The organism is Hymenobacter jeollabukensis (genome assembly GCF_005771675.1).
In the GTDB taxonomy this organism is placed as follows: domain Bacteria; phylum Bacteroidota; class Bacteroidia; order Cytophagales; family Hymenobacteraceae; genus Solirubrum; species Solirubrum jeollabukense.
This window is the reverse complement of the sequence record NZ_VAJM01000005.1, coordinates 250,782-272,241: the sequence shown is the minus strand read 5'-3', so window position 1 is coordinate 272,241 and position 21,460 is coordinate 250,782. Positions and strand designations below refer to the sequence as shown.

Annotated in this window: 18 protein-coding genes; 10 read left to right on the top strand and 8 right to left on the bottom strand. The window is 62.7% G+C overall.

All coding sequences use genetic code 11. The features are described from left to right. Positions 1-61 precede the first annotated feature (61 nt). The 4 genes from FDY95_RS13350 to FDY95_RS13335 all read right to left on the bottom strand — a co-directional run bounded on the left by FDY95_RS13350 (position 62) and on the right by FDY95_RS13335 (position 2,956). Positions 62-517, bottom strand: a complete 456-nt coding sequence (locus tag FDY95_RS13350; RefSeq protein WP_138078262.1) for a 3-oxoacyl-ACP synthase — start codon at positions 515-517, stop codon at positions 62-64. Further along, the gene (locus FDY95_RS13345) at positions 502-888 is read right to left on the bottom strand and encodes a hypothetical protein (RefSeq protein ID WP_138078261.1); all 387 of its coding nucleotides are present in this window, start codon (positions 886-888) and stop codon (positions 502-504) included. The genes FDY95_RS13350 and FDY95_RS13345 overlap by 16 nt, the downstream gene beginning before the upstream one ends. Before the next feature lie 61 nt (positions 889-949). After that, entirely contained in the window at positions 950-1,453 is a 504-nt protein-coding gene (locus tag FDY95_RS13340) for a hypothetical protein (RefSeq protein ID WP_138078260.1), read from the bottom strand. A gap of 6 nt (positions 1,454-1,459) precedes the next feature. After that, positions 1,460-2,956 carry a GH3 auxin-responsive promoter family protein gene (locus FDY95_RS13335; protein ID WP_138078259.1) on the bottom strand — a complete coding sequence of 499 codons (1,497 nt, stop codon included), beginning with the start codon at positions 2,954-2,956 and terminating at the stop codon, positions 1,460-1,462. Positions 2,957-3,662: 706 nt separating this feature from the next. Between FDY95_RS13335 and FDY95_RS13330 the strand changes: the two genes are divergently transcribed. Together FDY95_RS13330 and FDY95_RS13325 are read left to right on the top strand one after the other, a co-directional pair. After that, entirely contained in the window at positions 3,663-4,094 is a 432-nt protein-coding gene (locus tag FDY95_RS13330) for an OsmC family peroxiredoxin (protein WP_138078258.1), read from the top strand. Positions 4,095-4,257: 163 nt separating this feature from the next. Further along, positions 4,258-4,755 carry a hypothetical protein gene (locus FDY95_RS13325; protein ID WP_111479396.1) on the top strand — a complete coding sequence of 166 codons (498 nt, stop codon included), beginning with the start codon at positions 4,258-4,260 and terminating at the stop codon, positions 4,753-4,755. Positions 4,756-4,910: 155 nt separating this feature from the next. Here the strand turns inward: FDY95_RS13325 and dnaA are convergent, their stop codons facing one another. The 3 genes from dnaA to FDY95_RS13310 form a co-directional block, all read right to left on the bottom strand. Next, positions 4,911-6,515: a chromosomal replication initiator protein DnaA gene (dnaA, locus tag FDY95_RS13320; RefSeq protein WP_138078257.1), complete on the bottom strand. Its 1,605-nt coding sequence runs from the start codon at positions 6,513-6,515 to the stop codon at positions 4,911-4,913. Positions 6,516-6,645: 130 nt separating this feature from the next. Continuing rightward, on the bottom strand, positions 6,646-7,584 hold the full coding sequence (locus tag FDY95_RS13315; protein ID WP_138078256.1) for a metallophosphoesterase: 939 nt from the start codon (positions 7,582-7,584) through the stop codon (positions 6,646-6,648). Positions 7,585-7,724: 140 nt separating this feature from the next. Continuing rightward, positions 7,725-8,480 (bottom strand): 5'-nucleotidase C-terminal domain-containing protein, encoded by a 756-nt coding sequence (locus FDY95_RS13310; protein WP_138078255.1) that lies wholly within the window; start codon positions 8,478-8,480, stop codon positions 7,725-7,727. A gap of 179 nt (positions 8,481-8,659) precedes the next feature. On the opposite strand from FDY95_RS13310, the gene FDY95_RS13305 reads away from it, so the two are divergent. The 6 genes from FDY95_RS13305 to FDY95_RS13280 all read left to right on the top strand — a co-directional run bounded on the left by FDY95_RS13305 (position 8,660) and on the right by FDY95_RS13280 (position 16,773). Beyond that, on the top strand, positions 8,660-10,483 hold the full coding sequence (locus FDY95_RS13305; RefSeq protein ID WP_138078254.1) for a methylmalonyl-CoA mutase family protein: 1,824 nt from the start codon (positions 8,660-8,662) through the stop codon (positions 10,481-10,483). Between the two features lie 177 nt (positions 10,484-10,660). Beyond that, positions 10,661-12,802 (top strand): methylmalonyl-CoA mutase, encoded by a 2,142-nt coding sequence (scpA, locus tag FDY95_RS13300; protein WP_138078253.1) that lies wholly within the window; start codon positions 10,661-10,663, stop codon positions 12,800-12,802. A 6-nt stretch (positions 12,803-12,808) separates the two neighbouring features. After that, positions 12,809-13,276, top strand: coding sequence for a hypothetical protein (locus FDY95_RS13295; RefSeq protein ID WP_138078252.1), 468 nt, complete (start codon positions 12,809-12,811; stop codon positions 13,274-13,276). Between the two features lie 2 nt (positions 13,277-13,278). Continuing rightward, positions 13,279-14,370: a DUF4062 domain-containing protein gene (locus tag FDY95_RS13290; RefSeq protein ID WP_138078251.1), complete on the top strand. Its 1,092-nt coding sequence runs from the start codon at positions 13,279-13,281 to the stop codon at positions 14,368-14,370. A 549-nt stretch (positions 14,371-14,919) separates the two neighbouring features. Continuing rightward, a complete protein-coding gene (locus FDY95_RS13285) occupies positions 14,920-15,639 on the top strand; it encodes a hypothetical protein (protein ID WP_138078250.1) in 720 nt (239 codons plus the stop codon). Positions 15,640-15,825: 186 nt separating this feature from the next. Continuing rightward, positions 15,826-16,773 (top strand): hypothetical protein, encoded by a 948-nt coding sequence (locus tag FDY95_RS13280; RefSeq protein WP_138078249.1) that lies wholly within the window; start codon positions 15,826-15,828, stop codon positions 16,771-16,773. 108 nt (positions 16,774-16,881) lie between these two features. On the opposite strand, the gene FDY95_RS13275 is transcribed toward FDY95_RS13280, so the two are convergent. Further along, complete coding sequence (locus FDY95_RS13275; RefSeq protein WP_138078248.1) at positions 16,882-18,477, bottom strand: ABC-F family ATP-binding cassette domain-containing protein; 1,596 nt, start codon at positions 18,475-18,477, stop codon at positions 16,882-16,884. Between the two features lie 703 nt (positions 18,478-19,180). On the opposite strand from FDY95_RS13275, the gene FDY95_RS13270 reads away from it, so the two are divergent. Next, a complete protein-coding gene (locus FDY95_RS13270; RefSeq protein ID WP_138078247.1) occupies positions 19,181-20,128 on the top strand; it encodes a hypothetical protein in 948 nt (315 codons plus the stop codon). Positions 20,129-20,420: 292 nt separating this feature from the next. After that, complete coding sequence (locus tag FDY95_RS13265) at positions 20,421-21,389, top strand: hypothetical protein (RefSeq protein ID WP_138078246.1); 969 nt, start codon at positions 20,421-20,423, stop codon at positions 21,387-21,389. Positions 21,390-21,460: the final 71 nt, after the last annotated feature.

Genomic DNA, 21,460 nt, shown 5'->3' with positions numbered 1-21,460 from the left:
TATAGGCGAAAGAGGCGCTTCGTCCGCCGAAAATCAACCGGGCCGTCGGCGGGACTGCGCCCTACGCCACGGCCTCTATCCGCACGGGCTTGCCGTTGAAGGTCACCTGCTCGCCCGCCCGCTTGCCGCTCAGCGCCTGCGCCACCGGCGCCGCGCCCGACACGGCGAAGTAGTCCACTCCGTCGACGGTGAGCTTGCCGGCACTGATGCTGACGTAGAAGCGGCCCATGCTGGTGCTGACCAGGGCGCCGGGCCGCACCGCGTCGCAGGGGCGCGTGGGGTCAATGCGCTGCAGCTCGCCGAGCAGCTGCTTGGCTTCGTGGAGCTGCACGGCATTTCGGTCGCGCTCGTTCTGGGCCATGGCGCGGCCGGTTTCGTACTTGTCGCCGGCGCTGCTCTTGGTTTCGGAGTTGGCCGATTCCTGGGCCGCGTCGATGGCGGCCTGGCAGGTGGCCATGCGCTGCTCGACGAAGGCAAGGCAGCGGGCGTGGAGTTGGGGTTTTAATTGGGTCTCCATAGAATCACATCTTCGTTTCCATCCTCGTCCTCTTCCCAGATCAACTCCCAATTAAGCAACTGCGCCAGTTTAACCAGAAAACTGAGTTGGGAAGCTGGTACGTGTCCCTGATCCGACTTTGCACATACGATTGGTATCATGTTGAACTGCTCGGTCCAGGTATCGGTGAAAACGTGGAAGTTACCGTCCTTTCCGGTAACCAAGGACAATTCAAGCCAGGGGAAACCAATTGCATTCACGTAGCTCACCGTCCCGGTCCGCTGTAGTTCGGGCAGCGCATCGAGCACGTTGCGTATTTGCTTGGTGTCGGCGGTGGCGCTGTACGTGGCCGAAGCACGGATTTCGTAGTAGCTGTATCGGTCGCTCCACATACGATACTATCAGGTGTCTTTTTTTGGATCTGCGGGCGGCCTAAGCTGAAGCGTCACCGCGTTATTCTGGCTGCTCGGCTTCCAGCTCCTCGTCCTCCACCGGCGGTTCCAGCTCGTCGTACAGGGCCTGCAGCTGGGCCTGGCTGAAGCCGTCGGCGGTGCTCAGGGTGAGGGCCTGCTCGGCATAGGCCAGCCGCAGCTCGTACACCGGCCGCGACGAGAGCAGGCCGCCGGGCTTGCTCAGCTCGGCCACCAACGTCTCGGCGCGGGGCCAGACGTACTGCCGGCCCCGGAACTGCTGGTGGTACTCGATGGTGATGGTGTCGGCGGTGAGGGTGATGCGCTGCGGGTGACGGTCCTGCACCAGGTACAGCAGCCCCAGCACGGCAATCAGCAGCACCGGGCCGCCGTAGCCGATAAGGCTGGCCCACACGCACAGCCCCCCGGCCAGCAGCAGCAGCGGCAGCTCGCGGCTCCACTGCCGGGCGTAGCTGCGCGGGTTGACGAGCTGCCACGGTTGGTCGGCGGGCGGCTCCGGGGGCGAATTGCGGACGACGTTCATCATACTTGGTTAGCCAACGCTCAGCAGCCCTTCGGCCAGCGCCCGGTCGTTGCTCAGCCGCGGCACTTTGTTTTGCCCGCCCAGCTTGCCCTGGCTGCGCATGTAGCGCTGAAACGCCCCGGCCGGCAGCGGCGTGAGCAGCAGCGGGGCCAGGATGTTGCCGCTGAGCAGGTCGTCGTAGTACACGTTGCGGCGGCGCAGGCCGGTATCGAGGGCGGCGGCAAAGGCGACCAGGTCGCGGGGCGGGCGGGCAAATTCCACCAGCCACTCGTGCCGCGAGGGTTCGGTTTCGGCTTCGCTCACGCGGGGCGCCACGGTGAATTCGACCACCTCCACCTCGGGAAACTGCTGCAGGGCCTCGCGCAGCGTCTGCTCCACTTCCTCGCCGATGACGTGCTCCCCGAAGGCCGACAGGAAATGCTTGATGCGCCCCGTAACGACGACGCGGTGCGGGCGCAAGCTCACGAAGCGCACGGTGTCGCCCACGGAGTAGCCCCAGAGGCCGGCGTTGGAGCTGACGACGAGGGCGTAGTTGCGGTCCAGCTCCACCTCGGCCAGCGTGAGGCGCGGCGGGTTGGGCTCGTGGAACCGCTCGGCGGGGATAAACTCGTAGTAAATGCCCGCGTCGGCCAGCAGCAGCATTCCGGGGTTGTGGGGCTCGTCCTGAAAGGCGAAAAAGCCCTCCGAGGCCGGAAACAGCTCCACCGTGTCCACCGCCCGGCCGATGCTTTCCAGCAGCTTGCGCCGGTAGGGCTCGAAGTTGACGCCGCCGTAGACGAACAGCTGAAACGCGGGAAACACCTCCCCCACCGGCCGGCCGGTGCGCGCCATGATGCGGTCGAAATACATCTGCACCCAGGGCGGAATGCCCGAAATCAGCGTCATCGGCTGGTCCAGCGTCTCGTCGACCACCCGGTCCAGCTTCTGCTCCCAGTCCTCGATGCAGTTGGTCGGGTAGCTCGGCAGCTGGTTGCGGCGCAGGTAGGCCGGCACGTGATGGTTCGAGATGCCCGACAAGCGGCCCGTCTTGATGCCGCCGACTTCCTCCAGCTCGGGCGAGCCGGATAAGAACATCAGCTTGCCATCCAGAAACTGCGGCCGGCCCGAGTGGTGCACGTAGTGCAGCAGCGCGTCCTTGGCCCCGTTGATGTGATTCCCGATGCTGTCCTTGGTGATGGGAATGTACTTGGTGCCGGAGGTGGTGCCGGAGGTTTTGGCCAGGTACAGGGGCTGACCGGGCCAGAGCACGCTGCTCTCACCCTGCTTCACGCGGTCGAAGTAGGGGCTAAGTCCTTCGTAGTCGCGCACCGGCACGCGCTGCTGAAACTCGCGGGCGTTGCGGGCGCCGCCCAGGCCATGGTCGCGCCCGAAGGCGGTGGCGCGGCCGCGCTGCACCAGCGTCTGCAGGATGCGCTGCTGGGCCGCGTCGGGCTGCTGCGCCCACTGCTGGTACTGGCGGACGGTGTAGGCGGCGAGCGGGCGGCTCAGGAAAGACTTCAGGCCCATTCGGTGAATGAGTGAATGTGTGAATGAGTGAAGTAGGAAGGACCGTAAAAGTAGCGCCTAACGCCGTCTGTGCCTTTGATACCACCGCAAACGTCGTTGTTCGGCTAACGGCAGCGCATTGGTATCGGCCGCCTTGACCCACTGCCACTTCCATAGCAGCGGGCGCACCGATAGTAAGCGATTTTCCCACAAGTACCCCCGCATGGTTCGCAATACGGCGTAAGATCCGTCTGGGTAGCGGACCAGTACCTTTTCAGAAAGTACGTTGTTGGGGCCGCCTATCAGGAGAACCAGGAGTAGCCACGCGAATGGCAGCGCCAGCCCTGCCGCCAGTCCACCAGCCAGCCAACGCCCCTTGCTTGTCAGCCGCGGCCAGAATTGCAGATAAAGCGCACGGGGCCACAAGGGCAGCAACATGATCAGCCCCCGATAAATCCCGTTGCTTACCTGCCGGTCGGCTAACTCCAGTGGCAGCAGACGCCCCAGCTGCTCCAAAGTCACCAAGCCAAATGCCAGCCTAGGCCAATAACTGCGCGCTGAAAGCGGCTCCGTTTGGGGGCAAGCCCCGCCGTAACAATGGTAGCAGACGCCATATGGTATCCATTTAATTAAGAGGACGCCCCGAAGTTCCGCAAACATCTGCCCATGCTCCGCAGTATGGTAATTGCAAATCAGCACAACCTTACCTCCAAACCTACCAACTCCCATGATCAACCAACGTGGCAACGCCGTCTGGAACGGCGACATCAAAGGCAGCGGCGAAATCAGCACCCAGAGCGGCACCGTGAAGGCCCCGTATTCGGTCGGCGCCCGTTTCGAGGGCCAAAAGGGCACCAACCCCGAGGAACTGATCGGGGCGGCCCACGCCGGCTGCTACACCATGTTCCTGACCAGCATCCTGACCAAGGACGGCAAGCAGGTCAAGCAAATCCGCACCGAGTCGAAGGTGAGCCTGGACACTTCCGGCGACGTACCGAAGGTAGTCAAAATCAGCCTCACGACGGAGGGAGAGGTCGAGGGCATTTCGCAGGAGGAGTTTCAGCAATACGCCGAAAAGGCCAAGGAAAACTGCCCGATTTCGGTGCTGCTCAAGGCCGTGCCGGAAATGGAGCTGGCCTCGGCCACGCTGAAGTCGTAAAATTCGACGCTGCGCGGCCCCTATCTAGCGCTACCACCGGAACGTCATTCCGAGCCTAGGCTCGGAATGACGTTCTTTTTTCATCTGCCCGGCCGGCAACGCCCGTTTAACGAGTGGCTACAGCCTTTTCAGTAGTTTTGTCGCCTCTCCCGCATTTTTGCCTATGCCCTCATCCTATACCCGCATCGGGCTGCAGCCCGCCAACACCTCCCGCGTCCCGTTTTTCGGGCAGCTGGTATTTGGCCTGGTGGCCGTAGCCTACCCCCTGCTTTCCATCCTGGGCGACCCGAACCGCACGCCCGGCGTGCTGCGCTACCTCGACTGGATGTTCCTCGGCCTGGCCGTGCTCTACATCTTCTACATCCTGGTGCAGAACCTGCCGCTGTTCGGCACCCAGACCTACCTCGAAATCACGCCCTCCTACCTGGTCCACAAGCCCGGCCTCTTCATCGGCAAGCAGCCTTTCGAGGCCAAGGACATGCGCGCCTTGCTGCTGGAGCCGCGCCAGCTGCTGCTCCGTATGCAGGACGGCACCAGCTACTCGCTGAATCTGCGCCAGGTGCGCGGCAAGCGCCGCCGCCAGCAGCTGCGCACCATGCTCCAGGACTTCGCCCAGCACAATCAGCTGGCCTTCGAAGAGCGCACGACCTCAGAGCTGTAACGGCTTGGCTACTTAACCACAGAACGTCATTCAGAGCGAAGCGAAGAATCTCGCGTGCTGACGTCTGGTAGTAAACTCAACGATTGGAGCTACTATCAGACGAACCACGCGAGATTCTTCGCTTCGCTCTGAATGACGTTCTTTCTTTATCCGGCCTACTTCCCGCCGGTAAACTTCTTGCGCAGCTCCTGAATGGTGGTGCGGAAGGTTTTGTCGGAGTCGATGAGGTCCGAAACGGTCTGCACCGAGTGGATGACGGTGCTGTGGTCCCGCCCGCCGAAGTGGTAGCCGATGCTCTTGAGCGAGTGGTTGGTGTGCTCCTTGGCGAAGTACATGGCCACCTGCCGGGCCGTCACCACTTCCTTTTTGCGGGTTTTGGCTTTCAGCAAGTCCACCGGGATGCTGAAGTGCTCGGCCACGGTTTTCTGGATGAAGTCCAGGTTCACCTCCGCCTCCACGTCCTCGATGATGTGGCGTAGCGCCTGTTTGGCCATTTCCAGGTCGATTTCGCGGCGCGTCAGCGAGGATTGCGCAATGAGCGAAATCAGCACGCCTTCCAGTTCGCGCACGTTCGTCTCGACGGAGTACGCGAGGTACTCCACCACCTGCGGCGGAATGTCGATGCCGTCGGCCTGCATCTTGTTCATGATGATGGCCACGCGCGTTTCGAAGTCCGGGCTCTGCAAATCGGCCGTCAGGCCCCACTTGAAGCGGCTGAGCAGGCGCTCCTCGAAGCCTTTCAGCTCCCGCGGGGGCACGTCGGAGGTCATGATGACCTGTTTGCCGGCCTGGTGCAGGTGGTTGAAGATGTGGAAGAACATTTCCTGGGTGCGGTCCTTGCCGGCCAGGAACTGCACGTCGTCCAGAATCAGGATGTCAACCAGCAGGTAGAAGTTGCCGAAATCCTGCACCGAGTTGGTTTTCAGGCTTTCGATGAACTGGTTCGTAAACTTCTCCGCCGACACGTAGAGCACGAACTTATTGGGCGCGTGCTCCTTGATGTGGTTGCCGATGGCCTGCACCAGGTGGGTTTTGCCCAGCCCGACGCCGCCGTAAATCATCAGCGGGTTAAACGAGGTCGTGCCCGGCTTTTCGGCCACGGCCCAGCCGGCCGAGCGCGCCAGGCGGTTGCACGAGCCCTCGATGTAGTTGGTGAACGAGTAGTTCCCGTTCAGCTGCGAGTTCAGGTAGGTCTGGTCGCCCACGGTGCGCACCTCGAAGGGGTTGCGCAGCGGCGGGGCCGGCGCCACGGTGGCGGCGGCGTGGTTGGCCGCGGGCTGGCGCTTAGCCGGATACGGGTTGCCCGCGTTGCTGCCGGACGTGTACGGCTGGCCGTTGGGGTTATAAGGCGGCCGGGCCGGCGGCGCGTTGTCGGCGGCCGGGTTGGGCTGAGGCGCCATGGGGCGCACCTGGGCGGCGGTGGGCGTGTTGGCCGGGGCGCGGTGCGCGGCCCCCCCGCGGGTGGCGGGCAGGTTCACGGTGCGGGGGCGGGCCTGCTCGTTGCCCTGGTCCACCACCACCGAGTATTCCAGCTGCCCGTCGGGGCCCAGTTCCTGCACGATGGCCTTCTTGAGTACGTCCACGTAGTGCTCCTCCAGCCACTCGTAGAAGAACTGGCTGGGCACCTGAATGATGAGCAGGTTGCCTTGCAATGCCACCGGCACAATGGGCTCAAACCACGTGCGGAAGCTCTGCTCCCCCACGCTCCCGCGAATCACACGCAGGCAGTTGACCCAGACGGTACGGCAATCCTTCTGCATTAAACGGGCTGCGCAAGCGGTGTGTGGGGAGGGACGGGCAAAGCCAGCCGAAACCCGGTTTTGGAACCTGGTTTCGGCTAGGGGGAGACAAAAATGTGGAAAAGTCGGCAGAGCGCCAAACCGATTTCCGCTAGCTTAGGGCTGAAGCATTGATACTCAGCGACTCAGCCATTGCCACTCCTTTGCGGCCCGTGGCGCGGTCGAACACGTAGTCGATTCGTCCCAATTTGATACCCGACCAGCCCACTTGGTTGACGAGCGTGCGGTGGCCCTGCGGCCCCTCCACCACCGTGGGCGTATCGAGGAAGGTGTGGGTGTGGCCGCCGATGATCAGGTCGATGCCGGGGGCGCCGGCGGCCAGCTTGTGGTCATCCACTTTGGCCGACTCGTACTTGTAGCCCAGGTGCGAGAGGCAGATGACCAGGTCGCACTTCTCGGCCCCGCGCAGGTGCTGCACCTGCTCGCGGGCCACGGCAATCGGGTCGAGGTACTTGGTGGCGCCGTAGTTACGGTCGGAAATCAGGCCGGCCATTTCGATGCCCACCCCGAACACGCCGATGCGCACGCCCTGCTTTTCGAACACCTTGTAGGGCTGGAAGCGGCCCTTCAGCGGAGTCTGCGAGAAATCGTAGTTGGCAATCAGGAAGGGAAACTGCGCGTTGGGCAGCTGCTTTTCCAGGCCCTGCAGGCCGTTGTCGAAGTCGTGGTTGCCCAGGGTGGCCGCGTCGTACTGCATCTGGCTCATGAGCTTGTATTCCAGCTCGCCGCCGAAGAAGTTGAAGTAGGGCGTACCCTGCCAGATGTCGCCCGCGTCGAGCAGCAGCACGTTGGGCTGCTCCTGCCGGATGCGGGCCACCAGTGCCGCCCGCCGGGCCATGCCGCCCTCGTCGGCCCACTGCGCCGCGCCCACCGGGAAGGGGTCGATGCGGGAGTGCATGTCGTTGGTGTGCAGAATGGTCAGGCGCACCGGCTTGGCGGCGCCCAGGGCCGAGGTAATCAGCCCCGGCCCGGCCAGCGTTAGGCCGGCGGCACCCAAAGCGGAAGATTTCAGGAAGTCGCGACGGAGCATGATGGTCTAATGTGCGGAATGTGGGAAATGTGATTAATGTGCTGATCGGTCAGGTGGCGGATGTGGCAGGATGAGCAATGACTTCAACATTGGTTGGCTCATTTCTCACACTCAACCACATTCTAACACATTTCCCACATTTAAAAATGGACCCGTCCTTCGGCTTTGGCCGTCACGGGCTTGCCTTCCTTGGTGAGCTGGCGGACGTAGTCGCTGAAGGCCGTGCGCAGCAGCACGTTGGTGTGGCGCGGCGGCAAGGGGCGGAAGAACTCCAGCTTGTCGCCGCCGCTGGCCAGGTAGTCGCTGATGGCAATGGAGTAGGTGCGGTCCTTGGCCGGATCGAACGGCTCCTTGCCGATGCGGATGTCGGTGGGCTTGCCGTCGGGGGTGGCGGTGTAGGTGGCACCCGACACGGCCATGTGGATGGGCGCGGCGAAGTTGAACAGCTGCTGCACCACCGAGGCGGGGGCGTCGAGCACCACTAGCTCGTTCTCGAAGGGCATCAGCTCGAAAATGGAGCCGGTGGTGATGTTGCCGGCAGGCAGCTCGGCACGCAGGCCGCCGTTGGTCATCACGCCCAGGTCGATGCCCTGGCCCAGCTCCCGGGCGGCCCGCTCGCGCTGAATGTCGCCGGCGAAGTTGGCCAGCGGCGACTCGCCGGGGTTCTTGCGGATGGCTTCGGGGGCGTGGCCGATGACCTCGTCCATCTGCTGCTTGACTTTCAAGCGGTAGGGCGCCACCACGGCTTCCACCTTGGGGTCGGCGGGCTGGGCGGCCGTCATGGGCTGGGCCGTATTGGTCAGCTGGGCCGTGGGCTGCAGGGCGCCGCGCTGGCAGGCCGCCGTAGCGGCCAGTAGCAGCGCCAGCGCCGCGCCGCGAAAACGAAATCGGGACATCAGGGTCTTGGGGAAACTACAAAGCACAAAGGTACGGCGCGGGCCCGGTGGTTCCCGAGGGCGTAGGTAACATTGGCTGGCGGAGTCATTCGCTTGCCCCGCTTCGTTGCGGGCAAGCTAGTATCTTGCGGGCACCGATGCGGGCCGTTTTGGCCCGTCTGCTGCCTGTTAGCACGCTTATGTCCGACAGCCCCCGTCCCGCCGCCTTATCCTTTTCCGAATTCGAGCCGCTGAGCACTGCCGCCTGGCAGGCGCGCATTGCCCGCGACCTGAAGGGTGCCGACCCCGCCGACCTGCGCTGGGAAACGCCCGACGGCCTCACCCTGGAGCCCTTCTACCACCGTGAGGCCCTCACGGCCCTCGGCGAAATGCCTGCGCCGCAGGTGCGCGCCCTGCGCCGCGCCGCCCCCAACTCCTGGCGCAACCTGCCCACCCTGCTGGTGCCCGCCGGCACCGACGGCCGCGCCGCCATCGACCACGCCGCCCGCGCCGTGCAGGGCGGGGCCGACGGGGCGCACTTCGACCTCTCCGACCCGGAGCGCTTCGATGTGGGCTACCTGGCGGCCACGCTGCCGCTGGAGCAGGGCGTGTGGGGCTTCACAGTATGCCGGCAGCCCGAGGAATTCACCCGGCGCCTGGTCGATGCCAGCGTGGACCGCCCGCTGAAGGGCTTCCTGCGCTATTCTCCCGGCTCGAACAGCCAGCCCGACGACTACGCCATGCTGGTGCACGGGCTGCGCCGCTGCGTGCAGCTCACGCGCCATCTGCCCGAGTTTTTTCCGCTGGCCGTCAACGGGCAGTTCTTCAACAGCCGCGGCGCTACCGCCGTGCAGGAGCTGGCCTACACGCTCAACACGGCCGTGGCCTTCCTCGACAACTTCCCCGCCGACGACCTCGACCTGGACGTGACGGCCATTGCCGCCGCCCTGCACGTGCACGTGGGCATTGGGCCGAGCTACTTCGTGGAAATAGCCAAGCTACGCGCCCTGCGCCGGCTCTGGGCCACGCTGCTGCACGCCTTCGGGGTGCGGCCCGAGGTGGCGGCCACGCTGCGCATCCACGCCACCACCTCGTCGTGGACGCAGACCACGCTGGACCCGCACACCAACATGCTGCGCGTGACCACCGAGGCCATGAGCGCGGTGCTGGGCGGGGCCGATTCCGTGTCCGTCACGCCCTACGATAGCCTGTACGAGGCGCCCAACGAGTTTTCGAGCCGCATTGCCCGCAACGTGCCGGTGATTCTGCGCGAGGAAGCCTACCTCGACCGCGTGGCCGACCCCGCCGCCGGCTCTTACTTCATCGAAACGCTCACCGACCAGCTGGCCCGCGAGGCCTGGGCCCTGTTTCAGCAGACCGAGGCGGCCGGCGGCCTGCTGGTAGCCCGCGGCAAGGTGTACGAAAGCATCCGGCTGGCCACCATGGAGCAGTTCCGGCGCATTGCCACCGGCGAGCAGGTCATCGTGGGCACCAACCGCTTCCAGAACCTGAAGGAGCAGTTCAGCTTCGACCCGAAGAAGCTGCTGCGCAGCCGGCAGTTCGACTCGACCCGGGCGGCCTACCCCTCGGAAGTATTGCGGCTGGCCACGGCCATGCACTTCATCCGCAAGGAGCTGAAAAAGAAGAAGGCCGCCGTGGTGCTGCTCGGCACCGATACCATTCAGCAGATCTACGACTCCTTCGTGCGCCTGCTGCCGGCCGAGCAGCGCCCGGCCATGTCGGAGCTGCCGGACAAGGGCGCCCTGTCGCTGCTCTTCTCCACGCCCGAGGAAGCCACCCTGATGTCGGCGCGGCCCGAGCAGTTCCAGCAGTTCGCCGACTTCGTGCGCAACCGCCCCGACGACAGCGAAGACGACGGCGAGCAGCTGCAGCACGAGGCCCCCGTGCTCCTGGCCTGCGACCTGCCCACCATGCAGGACGCCGTGCGCTACTTCGGCTTCAAGGAATTCACCGTGTCGGGCTACAGCACGGATGATGTTTTAGCACGTTTGCAAGGCCGTTAAAACGAAGCCATCAGCACGTCATGTCGAGCGAAGCCGAGACATCTCGCTCGATAGTAATTCCCTCGTTGAACAGAAATTACTATCCGCCATCAGCACGCGAGATTCCTCGACTTCGCTCGGAATGACGTGCTAGAGGCAACCCCAGCACCGCCCCAAGCGGCCCCCAGCCATTCCCCCATGAAACCCGACTTCGCCCATATTCCCTACGATGCCGCCCCGGAGCCGGCGCTGCCGGTGCAGCCCGCCAGCAACCCCACGCCCGAAGGCATCAACCTGAAAGGCTACTACACGGCCAATGACGTGGCCCACCTCGACCACCTGGGCTTCGGGGCCGGGCAGGCGCCCTACCTGCGCGGGCCCTACAGCACCATGTACGTGCAGAACCCCTGGACCATCCGCCAGTACGCGGGCTTCAGCACGGCCGAGGAATCGAATGCCTTCTACCGCCGCAACCTGGCCGGCGGGCAGAAGGGCCTGTCGGTGGCCTTCGACCTGGCCACCCACCGGGGCTACGACTCCGACCACCCGCGGGTGGTGGGCGACGTGGGCAAGGCGGGCGTGGCCATCGACTCGGTGGAGGACATGAAGCTGCTCTTCGACCAGATTCCGTTGGACCAGATGTCGGTGTCGATGACCATGAACGGGGCGGTGCTCCCGATTATGGCCTTCTACATCGTGGCGGCCGAGGAGCAGGGCGTGGCGCCGGAGAAGCTGGCGGGCACCATTCAGAACGACATTCTGAAGGAGTTCATGGTGCGCAACACCTACATCTACCCGCCCGAGCCGTCGATGCGCATCATTGCCGACATCTTCAGCTACACCGCCCAGCGGATGCCCAAGTTCAACTCAATCAGCATCTCGGGTTACCACATGCAGGAAGCCGGCGCCACCGCCGACCTGGAGCTGGCCTACACCCTGGCCGACGGCGTGGAGTACGTGCGCGCCGGCCTGAAAGCGGGCATGACCATCGACCAGTTCGCGCCGCGCCTGTCCTTCTTCTGGGCCATCGGCATGAACCACTTCATGGAAATTGCCAAGCTGCGCGCCGGCCGCCTGCTCTGGGCCAAGCTCATCAAGCAGTTCGGGGCCGAAAACCCCAAGTCCCTGGCCCTGCGCACCCACTGCCAGACCTCGGGCTACTCGCTCACCGAGCAGGACCCGTTCAACAACGTGGCCCGCACCACCGTGGAAGCCCTGGCCGCGGCCCTGGGCGGCACCCAGAGCCTGCACACCAACGCCCTCGACGAGGCCATTGCCCTGCCCACCGACTTCTCGGCCCGCATTGCCCGCAACACCCAGCTCTACCTGCAGCACGAAACCGACATCACCCGCGTGGTGGACCCCTGGGGCGGCTCCTACTACGTGGAAACGCTCACCCACAAGCTGGCCGACAAGGCCTGGGCGCTGATTCAGGAAGTGGAGCAGCTCGGCGGCATGGCCAAGGCCATCGAAACCGGGCTGCCCAAGCTGCGCATCGAGGAAGCCGCCGCCCGCAAGCAGGCCCGCATCGACTCGGGCAAGGAAATCATCGTGGGCGTGAACAAGTACCGCCTCAGCGACGAGGAAGCCGCCCGCGAAACCCAGATCGAAATCCTCGACATCGACAACGCCGCCGTGCGCGAGTCGCAGATTGCCCGCCTGAAGCGCATCCGCGCCGGGCGTGACAACGCCGCCGTGCAGCAGGCCCTCCAGGCCCTGACCGACGCGGCGCGCGCCAAGGAGAACCTGCTGGAGCTGGCCGTGCAGGCCGCCCGCCTGCGCGCCACCCTCGGCGAAATCTCCGACGCGCTCGAAACCGTCTTTGGCCGCCACCAGGCCACCATCCGCACCGTCTCGGGCGTGTACTCCGCCGAAATGGACTACGACCAGGAATTTGCCAAGGCCCGGCAGCTGGCCGACGAGTTCAGCCAGCGCGAAGGCCGCCGCCCCCGCCTGATGGTGGCCAAAATGGGCCAGGACGGCCACGACCGTGGCGCCAAAGTCATTGCCACCTCCTTCGCCGACGTGGGCTTCGACGTGGACATTGCCCCCCTGTTCCAGACGCCCGCCGAAGTAGCCCGCCAGGCCGCCGAAAACGACGTGCACGTAGTAGGAGTGTCCTCGCTGGCCGCCGGCCACAAAACCCTCATTCCCCAGCTCCTCGCCGAGCTGGCCCAGCTCGGCCGCGAAGACATCCTCGTCATTGCCGGCGGCGTCATCCCCGCCCAGGACTACCAGTTCCTCTACGACGCGGGCGTCACCGGCATCTACGGCCCCGGCACCGTCATTGCCGTGGCCGCGCAGGAGATTCTGGGGAAATTATCATCAAATATTAACTAAATTAATATGAAAGTTTTCCTCCTTGCGCTTTTAGAAAAAATTAGCAGCGACAAATTTATTACTGCTCTACTGGCTTTACTCACCGGTGTATGTTTGCTATATATGCCAATGTTATACTTTTCATTTAAGATAAAAATCACTCCTTACGATCCGTATATCAATATTGCAATACTTACACTAGGAGTGGGCATAGGATGGGTTTTAGGAACTTTCGCTTCTCCTGATTCACCAAAAGAAGGAGAAAGGTTTACAAAGCTTGGAACAGCTGTTGCATCATTTTTATCCGGTTATGTTTTATCCAAAACCGACAAAGCAATAGATAAATTTGTAAACAATGAAGCTTCATTATCACTAATAAACTCGTTCAGAGTAATAGAGTTTGTAGTAGGCCTCCTAGCTGCTACAATGGTTACGTATATATTACGCGAGTATGTGCTTCGCCAAATAGAACAACAAACGTCAAACCCAGCCTAAAAATGCAACCAAGAGTATTCATCAGCTCGACCTACTACGATTTAAAGTATGTCAGGGAAAGTATTGAGCAATTTATCGAATCATATGGCTTTGACCCAGTCCTTTTCGAAAGCGGGCGTGTCACATTTGAGCATGGCAGATCTTTAGACACTTCTTGCTATCAGGAGGTTGATTCGTGCCATATTATGATCCTAATTATTGGAGGCAGATATGGCTCAGCAACCTCACAGCAAGAGCAGAACATAGATTATGAAAAATATGATGCGGAATACACTAGTATCACCAAAGGCGAATTTGAAACCGCAGCACAGAATAATATTCCAGTTTTTATCTTTATTGACAAAAATGTATACGCCGAGTATCAAACATACAAACAAAATATCACGCTATTCAATAAAATAATAAAGGAAAATAACAGTTTCAAGTTTGCACATGTGGATTCAATAAATATATTCAAATTCATACAAGAGGTTTCGAAAAGACCAATAAAAACATTCGAAAGAGTAGAGGAAATAATCGAATATTTAAGGAGTCAGTTTTCCGGTATGTTTTATTTATATTTAAATAAAATGAGAACCGAGCCATCCAATAAAACTATATTAAATTCAGTAAATGAGCTTAATACTGTCACATCGAAGATTAACTCGATTGTAGAGGCATTAGGAAGAAAAATGATTGATCAAGAAGAACTGAAGCAAATTGAAGACCAATACTTTAAAACAATAATTGACGTATTCCTAGATCAGTTTTCAAGTCATGTAGCTTATGCAATACAGAAGAAAACCACAAAAGCCAACATCAAACGCATGTCAGATAAACTAGCATCAATTTTAATAGAAGATATATTAATATTTGATTATACTAAAACTAACGATTATGAGTCTTATTCCAATCAAATAAATGAAATTTTATTAACGAAAGTCAAAGAACAAATTCCTAATTTAATAATTAAAGACTTTGCATATTTTTGGATAAACTCCACATTTTTTGACAAAATCAATCCCCTTATTGTTTCAGATGAAAGAAAGCAAGAATTACACAGCCTGCTATCAGAAAGAATAAGAAAAGATCTTGAATATAGAGTCCTAGAATAGTTCTACACCTTATTCATAATTGTATACTCAAAACCAAACTGATAAAAGCATTCACATGAGACTATGCCTATACAAATTCAAACATCACCATAATAGCTATCTAGTCCGGCCCGCCGCCCCAGCGGGCCGGCTTCGCTTCACTCCCCTGCTTCCCCAGTCGCGCGAGCAGCTCTAGCAGCGCGGAGCGGGTGGGCAGTAGGCGGGCGTCGGTTCCTCTTTGCGCGGTTGAGGCGCTTCTTTATTGGTTTCGGGGGCTTCTTTAAGCGGTGCGGGCGGCTCTTTGTCCGGTCGAGGCGCCTCTTTGTTCGTTGGGCCGCTTCTTTGTCGGTTGCGGGTCTTCTTTGTTCGTTGGCGGCGCTTCTTTACCCGTTTCGGGTGCCTCTTTGTCCGTGGGTGGCGGCTCTTTGTCCGGCGGAGGCGCTTCTTTGCTGGTTTCGCGTGGTACTTAGGGCGTTTTGGGTGATTTAGGCGGCGAAGTAGTTGCAAATGACTGGGAATAGTCATAGCGTAGCCTCATAATTCTTCCAAAACCCTTTTACAGTTACCCTTATGTCAACCCCCAAACCCGAAGGCCGCAAATTTGTCGGCTCGGATGCCGACATGCGCGCCCGCATGCGCACCATGCACGGCCATTACCTCACCGACGCGGCCACGTTTGCCGCCGTCAACCCCGAACTGGGCGGCACGTTCGGGGCCGAATGGATGGCGGCCCTGGAGGCGGCCGACAAGGCGCCGAACGTGGACGTGCGGCGCGGCAAGCTGTCGGAAGACACGGCCGTGGTGGGCAACGAAATGGAGCGGGCGCGGCGCACGGCGCAGTCGGTGTTTTACTACGTGGAGCAGGCGTTTCCCAAGAACAAGGGCCGCCTGAACCAGTACGGCAAGGACCGCTACGCCAAGGCCGCCAACGACCCGGAGGAAATGCGCCTGCTGCTCGACATGGCCGCCGAAGCCGCCGAGCGCGACAAGGCCGAGCTAGCGGCCAAGGGCTTCACGGCCCAGCAGCTGGCCGACCTCAAGACCCTGGCCGACCAGCTCGACGCGGTGGACACCAAGCAGGAAATGCAGAAGGGCACCAACCAGGAGGGCACCGGCGGCTACGTGCGGGTGCAAAACGCGGCCTTCGGCTTCGGGCAGCGCCTCAACAAAGCCGCCCGCCTGGCCTTCCCCACCAATGCCACCCGCCGCCAGCTCTACCGCCTCTCCGACGACGCCGACGACGCGGCCGCCCGGCCCGCCAAGCCCGGCGGCCCCACGCCCCAGGGCTAGACCGGCCCCCTACTCGCCCCTATTACACCTATTGCTACGATGAAAAAGCCGGGCCGCCCCCGGCTTTTTCTATGCCCGGCGGGGTGAGCGGGGGCCCCGCCCGGGCCGCCGGTGGGAGAAAGGCTGCCGGGGCATTATCTTGCGGGTTCCGAGGCGGTCGGTTAGCCGCCCGGCCATTTCTATTTTATGCGTTTGCGCGTACTGCTGCTGAGCGGCTTTTGCCTGCTGTTGGCCCTCCGCGGCCGGGCCCAAGAGGGCCCCGTTCCATTCTTCCCGAGCGACTACCCGCATATCGAGGCGCTGCGGACCATGCCGCTGGTGCTGCTGCTGGAAGATGTACCGCCCTTTGTGGCGAAAGTGTCGGCCAAAAAGCCGGAAATGTTTGCCACCCTGCGCACCGACATTGCCACCTTCAACGAGCACATGCGCCAAGCGGGGCGGTTCTGGACGTTTTCGCCCCAGGTGCAGGTGCTGACTCCGGCGCAGCTGGATAGCCTGCTGGCCGATGGGCAGCCCCGGCTGGTGCTGAAATCCGGGCAGGCGGATACCGATAAGGACGTGTGCCCGGCCGTGTTTCTGAACGTGCACCAGAAAACGCCGGGCAAGAAGAACGCGCGCGTGGAGACGGTGCTCGGCTGCTACTACACCACCCAGACGGTGCTGGTCCGCCGTTTCCACGACCAGTTTTCCGCCAGCGACTTGCTCAATACCCTGCAGCAGATGCAGCGCTACCTGCTGGCCCGCGCCGGCGGGGCCAGCGACCAGCAGTACCGGCAGGCCCGGCAGGCGGAGCTGCGGGCCGGACTCCCCGTCGTTCGGCAAAAAACCCTGCTGCTAGATCAGGACCTGCTCTCCACCGACCTCACGCCGGCGCGCGTGGCCGAGCTGTATCCTTACCCGGTGCAGCTGGTGCCGCGGGCCGTCATCGAAGAAGCCGTACGCACGGCCGACGCCCGCTACCTGTACGCCCGCTACGTGCTGCTGCTGCGCGACCATGCCTACCAGCTCGTAAACATGGCCGACGGGCAGGTGGTGGCGTTTGCCAAGTACAAGCTGGGCCAGAGCGTCGGTACGCCCAAGGTACAGGCCTGGGTGCTCGAAGGCCTGGCCCAGCCCGGCGCCGACGCCAAATAAGGCCTTGGGGCAAACCGGCCCGCCCTTCGGTTGCCGATCTGCCGGCGGCGAATCGGTGGTGCCGCGATGGTGGTGCCGCACTGCCGGGGCCGGCTCGCGTCAGGGCCTTTACCCTAGCGTCAGCGTCTCATCCACGCCGATGTCGTCGGCGAAGGGCTGGTCGTGGGAGATGAGCAGCAGGGTGCCCTGGAAGCTGCGCACGGCGTCGGTGAGCACCTGCTGGCTGGGCAGGTCGAGGTTGTTGGTGGGCTCGTCGAGGATGAGCAGATCGGGGGCGCGGTTGCTCACGGTGAGGCAGCACAGGATGAGTTTGAGCTTTTCGCCGCCGCTGAGACCGGCGCAGGGCCGGTCCCAACTCTCGCGGGCAAACTGGTGGTAGTGCAGCACGGTTTTCAGCTCGTGCTCCAGCAGCTGGCGGGAGTTGTAGCGCTGCAGTTGCTCGAACACCGTCAGTTGGTTGTCGATGAGGGAGTACTCCTGGTCGAGGTAGAATGACGTGAAGGCGGCGCGGTGCAGCTGGCCGGTGGTGGGCACGAGCTGGCCGGTCAGCAGCTTCACCAGGGTGGTTTTGCCCGCGCCGTTGGGCCCCTCGATGCGCAGCCGCTGGCCCGAGCGCAGCTGCAGCGTGAGCGGCTGCGCCCACAGCGGGGGCTGGCCGGCGTAGGCGAAGTTCACCCCTTCGGCCTCTACCAGCACCTTGCCGCGGTGCAGGGCCGAGTGGCTCAGGTCGATGCGCAGGGCCTGCTGCTCGCGCAGCTGGGTGCGCAGCTGCTGCACGTCCTGGCTCAGCCCGTCGATTTTGGCGTGGTGGACTTCGCGGAGCTGGGCAGAGCTTTGCTCAGCCTGGCGCTTGAGGTGGCCCGCCACGATGCGCGGCAGCCCCTTCTTCTGGCCCTGGGCGGTGCCGCGGGCGTCCTGCTTGTGGCGCTGCTCGGCCACGTCGCGGGCTTTCTGCCGGGCCTGCTGCAGGGTTTTGGCCGTGGCGTCGAGCTGGGCCTGCAGGGCCGCTAGCTGCACTTGCTTCTGTGCCTGGTAGAAGTCGTAGTTGCCGCCGTACACGGCCACTTCGTCGGGCAGCAGCTCCAGGGTCAGGTCTACCAGATTCAGCAGGGCCCGGTCGTGGCTGACGACGAGCACCGTGGCCGGGGTGCGGCGGAGGAAGTCGTAGAGCAGCTGGCGGCTGGCCGCGTCGAGGTGGTTGCTGGGCTCGTCGAGCAGCATGAGGCCGGCGCCGTGCAGCTGGGCCCCGGCCAGAAACACCTTGGTTTTCTCGCCCCCGCTGAGCGCGCCGAGGGGCAGGTGCAGGTCGAGCGGCGGCAGCTGCCAGTGAGCCAGGGCCGTCTGCACCCGCTCTTCGATGCTCCAGTCGTCGTCGAGGCGGGCGAATTGCTCGGCCGTGGCGTCGCCGGCGAGGATGGCGTGCAGGGCCCGTAGCTTATCGGCCACGCCCAAGGCTTCGGCCACGGTGAGGGCGTCGTACTGGCCCAGGTGCTGGGGCACGTAGTAGGGCGGCTCGGGCCGCAGCACCTCGCCGGCGGTGGGCGGCAGCTGCCCGGCCAGCAGCCGCAGCAGGGTGGATTTGCCCGCGCCGTTGGGCCCGACCAGGGAGGCCTTGCCGCCGCCGGGCACGGCCAGGTGCAAGTCGAGGAACAGCGTTTCGCCGTCGGGGTGGGTATAGGAAAGATGGTTGGCGACGATACTCATAAGGATGAAAGGGCTTAGCGGGTGAACAGGAAAACCAGGGCCGCGCGGAGCGGAGCGGCGCAGGCCCGAACGCAGCAGCGGGCTGCGCTCGGTGGAGCGTTCGGGCTGAATTTCATGGCAGGAAAAGAGTGGCGTGGCCCGGGGCACGTATAGCCGCCAGGGCTAGGCGTGCAGGGACGGACGTTGTAGCTCCCACGCCGGGCGGGCATTACCGGCCGGCTGACCCGATGAGGCGGCCGTGCGCAACGAGCAAGGCGCGAGCTGCGGAAAAATCCGCGGCTTTACAGCCCAATGGCCACCGGAAACAAGGCAGCAACGAGCCGGCGCCGATGAGCACCGGGGCCAGGCTCCTGCGGCAGGGCCGACAGCTGGATTACATAAGGGGGCGGGTTGCGTCGCCGGGCCGAAGCGGGGCGGGACGAATGGAAAATCGGCGGGCCAACCCGGCGGCACAAGGCGGCGGGAGGATTGGCGGGCCATCAGGCTGGTGGGTTCAGCGAATTTCCATTGGGGTACTACTTGGGGGCGTATCCGGTGGCAAATATAGGCAAGATGCCACAGCTGAGCGGCGCGTCGGCGTTGACCGGCGCGAGGCGGGCATTCGGTGCCGACCGATGCCAGCCGTGCTGCCAGTGCCGACCTTGGTTATTTTGCCTTACTTGTAGCTTCCTATTTCTGTCCGCTACTTACGGTTGCGCTGCTTATGCATCTACGTTTACTCGGGCCGACCTGTGCCGGTCTGCTGCTGGCCTTTTCGTCCTGGGCCCAAGAGCCATACATGCCGCTGCTGACGTCCGATTACCCGCGTGTTGCCGCGCTGCGGAAGCTGCCGTTGGAACTGGTGCAGGAAGCGCCCGATCCGCGGGTACTGAAGGCCTACGCCAACAACCCCAAGGCCATGGCCCGCTACCGCACCGACCTGGCGGCCTACAACGAGCAGATGCAGCAGGCGGGTCGGTTCTGGACCTTTTCGCCCGCCGTGCGCGTGCTGCGCGGCCAAGCCGCCCTCGACAGCGCGCTGCAGGACCAGCAGCCCCACCTGGTGCTGCAAGCGGGCAAAGCCAGCGTCGGCCGTGATGCAGCGCCCGCGCTCTGGCTGAAGGTGCTGCAGAAGCCCGCCACAGCCCGGCGCGCGCAGGAACAGTCGGTGCTCGGCTGCTTCTACACCACCCAGCAAATGCTGTTTGTGCAGTGGCACGACCTGTTCTTCCCCAGCGACATGGTAAACACGGTGCAGCAGATGCAGCGCTACCTGGAAGCCAACGAGGCGCGACCCGACGAGAAAAAATACCTGCGGGCCCTGGAGGCGGAACTGACCGCATCCGGTCCCGTCATTCAGCGCAAAACGCTGCTGATTGACCGCAACCTCCTGGCCCCCAGTGTCACGCCGGAGCAATTGGCGCGCAAATATCCCTACCCGGTGCAGGTAGTCGACCGCTCGGTTATCGAACAGGCCGTGCTGGCCGCCGACGCGCGTTACCTGTACTCGCACTACGTCATGATTCGCGGCAGGCAGGTCTACCAACTGATTGACATGGAAACCGGCAGGCCGCTGGCCTACGCCAAGAGCGGGTCTATCGGCGTCGATCCGCCCGTGGTGGAAGGCTGGGTGCTGGACGGTTACGCCAAGTTTGGCGCGGGCCGGAAGTAGCTGGCTTTATAGAAGGAAAACGCTGAACCTGTTTGAGAAGTGTCATGTCGAACTGGTCGAGACATCTCGCGTGCTGACTCCTGATAGAGCCACTTTGTTCAACGAGAAGAATAGCCGCCGAGCGAGATGTCCCGACCAGCTCGACAGGACGTTCCAAGGACTTCCTAAACAGCTTCGCTGTATCCATCGAACCAACGGTGGTTTCGGGCCGTGCTACATCTTTATGTGAGCCGCCGAATTTGGTTGGCCGGTCCTGGCACGGCTACGTTTGGGAGTCTTCTCCGTCCTGCCTATGAAACCGCTGCTGACCCTGCTGCTGAGCTTCGGCGCCCTGCTCCTGCTGACCCGGCCCGGCCACGCCGCCCCCCGCGCCGCCACCGATACGCTGCTGCGCATCGCGGCCAATCCGGCCAAGGGCTTCCACTACCCCTATTTTCTGCTGGTGCCGAAGGGCGCCCCGCGCAACACTCCTACCTACCTGCTGGTGGAGCCCAACAACACCGGCCTGCTCAACGACACGCTGGCCGTGCACGAGCGGGCCGCCCGGGTGGCCGTGGCCGGGCCGAAGGCCACGCTGGGCCGGCCGCTGGCCCGCGAAATCGGGCTGCCGCTGCTGATGCCGGTGTTTCCGCGCCCGGCCGCCCAGCCGCTGCTCTACACCCACGCCCTCGACAAGGACGCGCTGCACGCCACCGGGGAGCTGGCCCGGCTGGATGAGCAGCTGCTGCGCATGATTGACGACGCCCGCGAGCAGCTGCGCGCCCTGCAGGTGCAGGCCCGGGAGAAAGTGCTGCTCAACGGGTTTTCGGCCTCGGCCAGCTTCGTCAACCGCTTCACCGTGCTCCACCCCGAGCGGGTGCGGGCCGTGGCCGGCGGCGGGCTCAATGGCCTGCTGCTACTGCCCCTCGACAAAATAGACGGCACGCCCCTGCCCTACCCCCTGGGCCTGGCCGATTACCGGCAGCTCACCGGCCACCGCCTCGACTGGCAGCAGTACCGGGCCGTGCCGCAGTTCTTCTACATGGGCGCCCTCGACGAGAACGACGCCGCCGCCTTCGACGACGCCTACGACGACACGGAGCGGGCCCTGATTTACAAATACCTAGGTCAGCAGATGCAGCCCGCGCGCTGGCAATACTGCCAGCAGGTGTACCAGCAGCAGCGCATCAACGCCCGCTTCAAAACCTACAGCCACATCGGCCACGGCACCGATATGCTCATCTTCAACGAGCTGAAGGCGTTTTTCCTGGCGCAGCTGTAGCGGCGCGGGCGTTGGCTGACGACAGGCTCGGGCCCGTTCTGCCGTGCGGCAGGACGGGCCCGCTCGATTTC

Bases quoted from the DNA above. Each gene is read 5' to 3' on its own strand.
- FDY95_RS13350 (WP_138078262.1), bottom strand. From the start codon at position 517: ATGGAGACCCAATTAAAACCCCAACTCCACGCCCGCTGCCTTGCCTTC.
- FDY95_RS13345 (WP_138078261.1), bottom strand. From the start codon at position 888: ATGTGGAGCGACCGATACAGCTACTACGAAATCCGTGCTTCGGCCACG.
- FDY95_RS13340 (WP_138078260.1), bottom strand. From the start codon at position 1,453: ATGATGAACGTCGTCCGCAATTCGCCCCCGGAGCCGCCCGCCGACCAA.
- FDY95_RS13335 (WP_138078259.1), bottom strand. From the start codon at position 2,956: ATGGGCCTGAAGTCTTTCCTGAGCCGCCCGCTCGCCGCCTACACCGTC.
- FDY95_RS13330 (WP_138078258.1), top strand. From the start codon at position 3,663: ATGATCAACCAACGTGGCAACGCCGTCTGGAACGGCGACATCAAAGGC.
- FDY95_RS13325 (WP_111479396.1), top strand. From the start codon at position 4,258: ATGCCCTCATCCTATACCCGCATCGGGCTGCAGCCCGCCAACACCTCC.
- dnaA (WP_138078257.1), bottom strand. From the start codon at position 6,515: ATGCAGAAGGATTGCCGTACCGTCTGGGTCAACTGCCTGCGTGTGATT.
- FDY95_RS13315 (WP_138078256.1), bottom strand. From the start codon at position 7,584: ATGCTCCGTCGCGACTTCCTGAAATCTTCCGCTTTGGGTGCCGCCGGC.
- FDY95_RS13310 (WP_138078255.1), bottom strand. From the start codon at position 8,480: ATGTCCCGATTTCGTTTTCGCGGCGCGGCGCTGGCGCTGCTACTGGCC.
- FDY95_RS13305 (WP_138078254.1), top strand. From the start codon at position 8,660: ATGTCCGACAGCCCCCGTCCCGCCGCCTTATCCTTTTCCGAATTCGAG.
- scpA (WP_138078253.1), top strand. From the start codon at position 10,661: ATGAAACCCGACTTCGCCCATATTCCCTACGATGCCGCCCCGGAGCCG.
- FDY95_RS13295 (WP_138078252.1), top strand. From the start codon at position 12,809: ATGAAAGTTTTCCTCCTTGCGCTTTTAGAAAAAATTAGCAGCGACAAA.
- FDY95_RS13290 (WP_138078251.1), top strand. From the start codon at position 13,279: ATGCAACCAAGAGTATTCATCAGCTCGACCTACTACGATTTAAAGTAT.
- FDY95_RS13285 (WP_138078250.1), top strand. From the start codon at position 14,920: ATGTCAACCCCCAAACCCGAAGGCCGCAAATTTGTCGGCTCGGATGCC.
- FDY95_RS13280 (WP_138078249.1), top strand. From the start codon at position 15,826: ATGCGTTTGCGCGTACTGCTGCTGAGCGGCTTTTGCCTGCTGTTGGCC.
- FDY95_RS13275 (WP_138078248.1), bottom strand. From the start codon at position 18,477: ATGAGTATCGTCGCCAACCATCTTTCCTATACCCACCCCGACGGCGAA.
- FDY95_RS13270 (WP_138078247.1), top strand. From the start codon at position 19,181: ATGCATCTACGTTTACTCGGGCCGACCTGTGCCGGTCTGCTGCTGGCC.
- FDY95_RS13265 (WP_138078246.1), top strand. From the start codon at position 20,421: ATGAAACCGCTGCTGACCCTGCTGCTGAGCTTCGGCGCCCTGCTCCTG.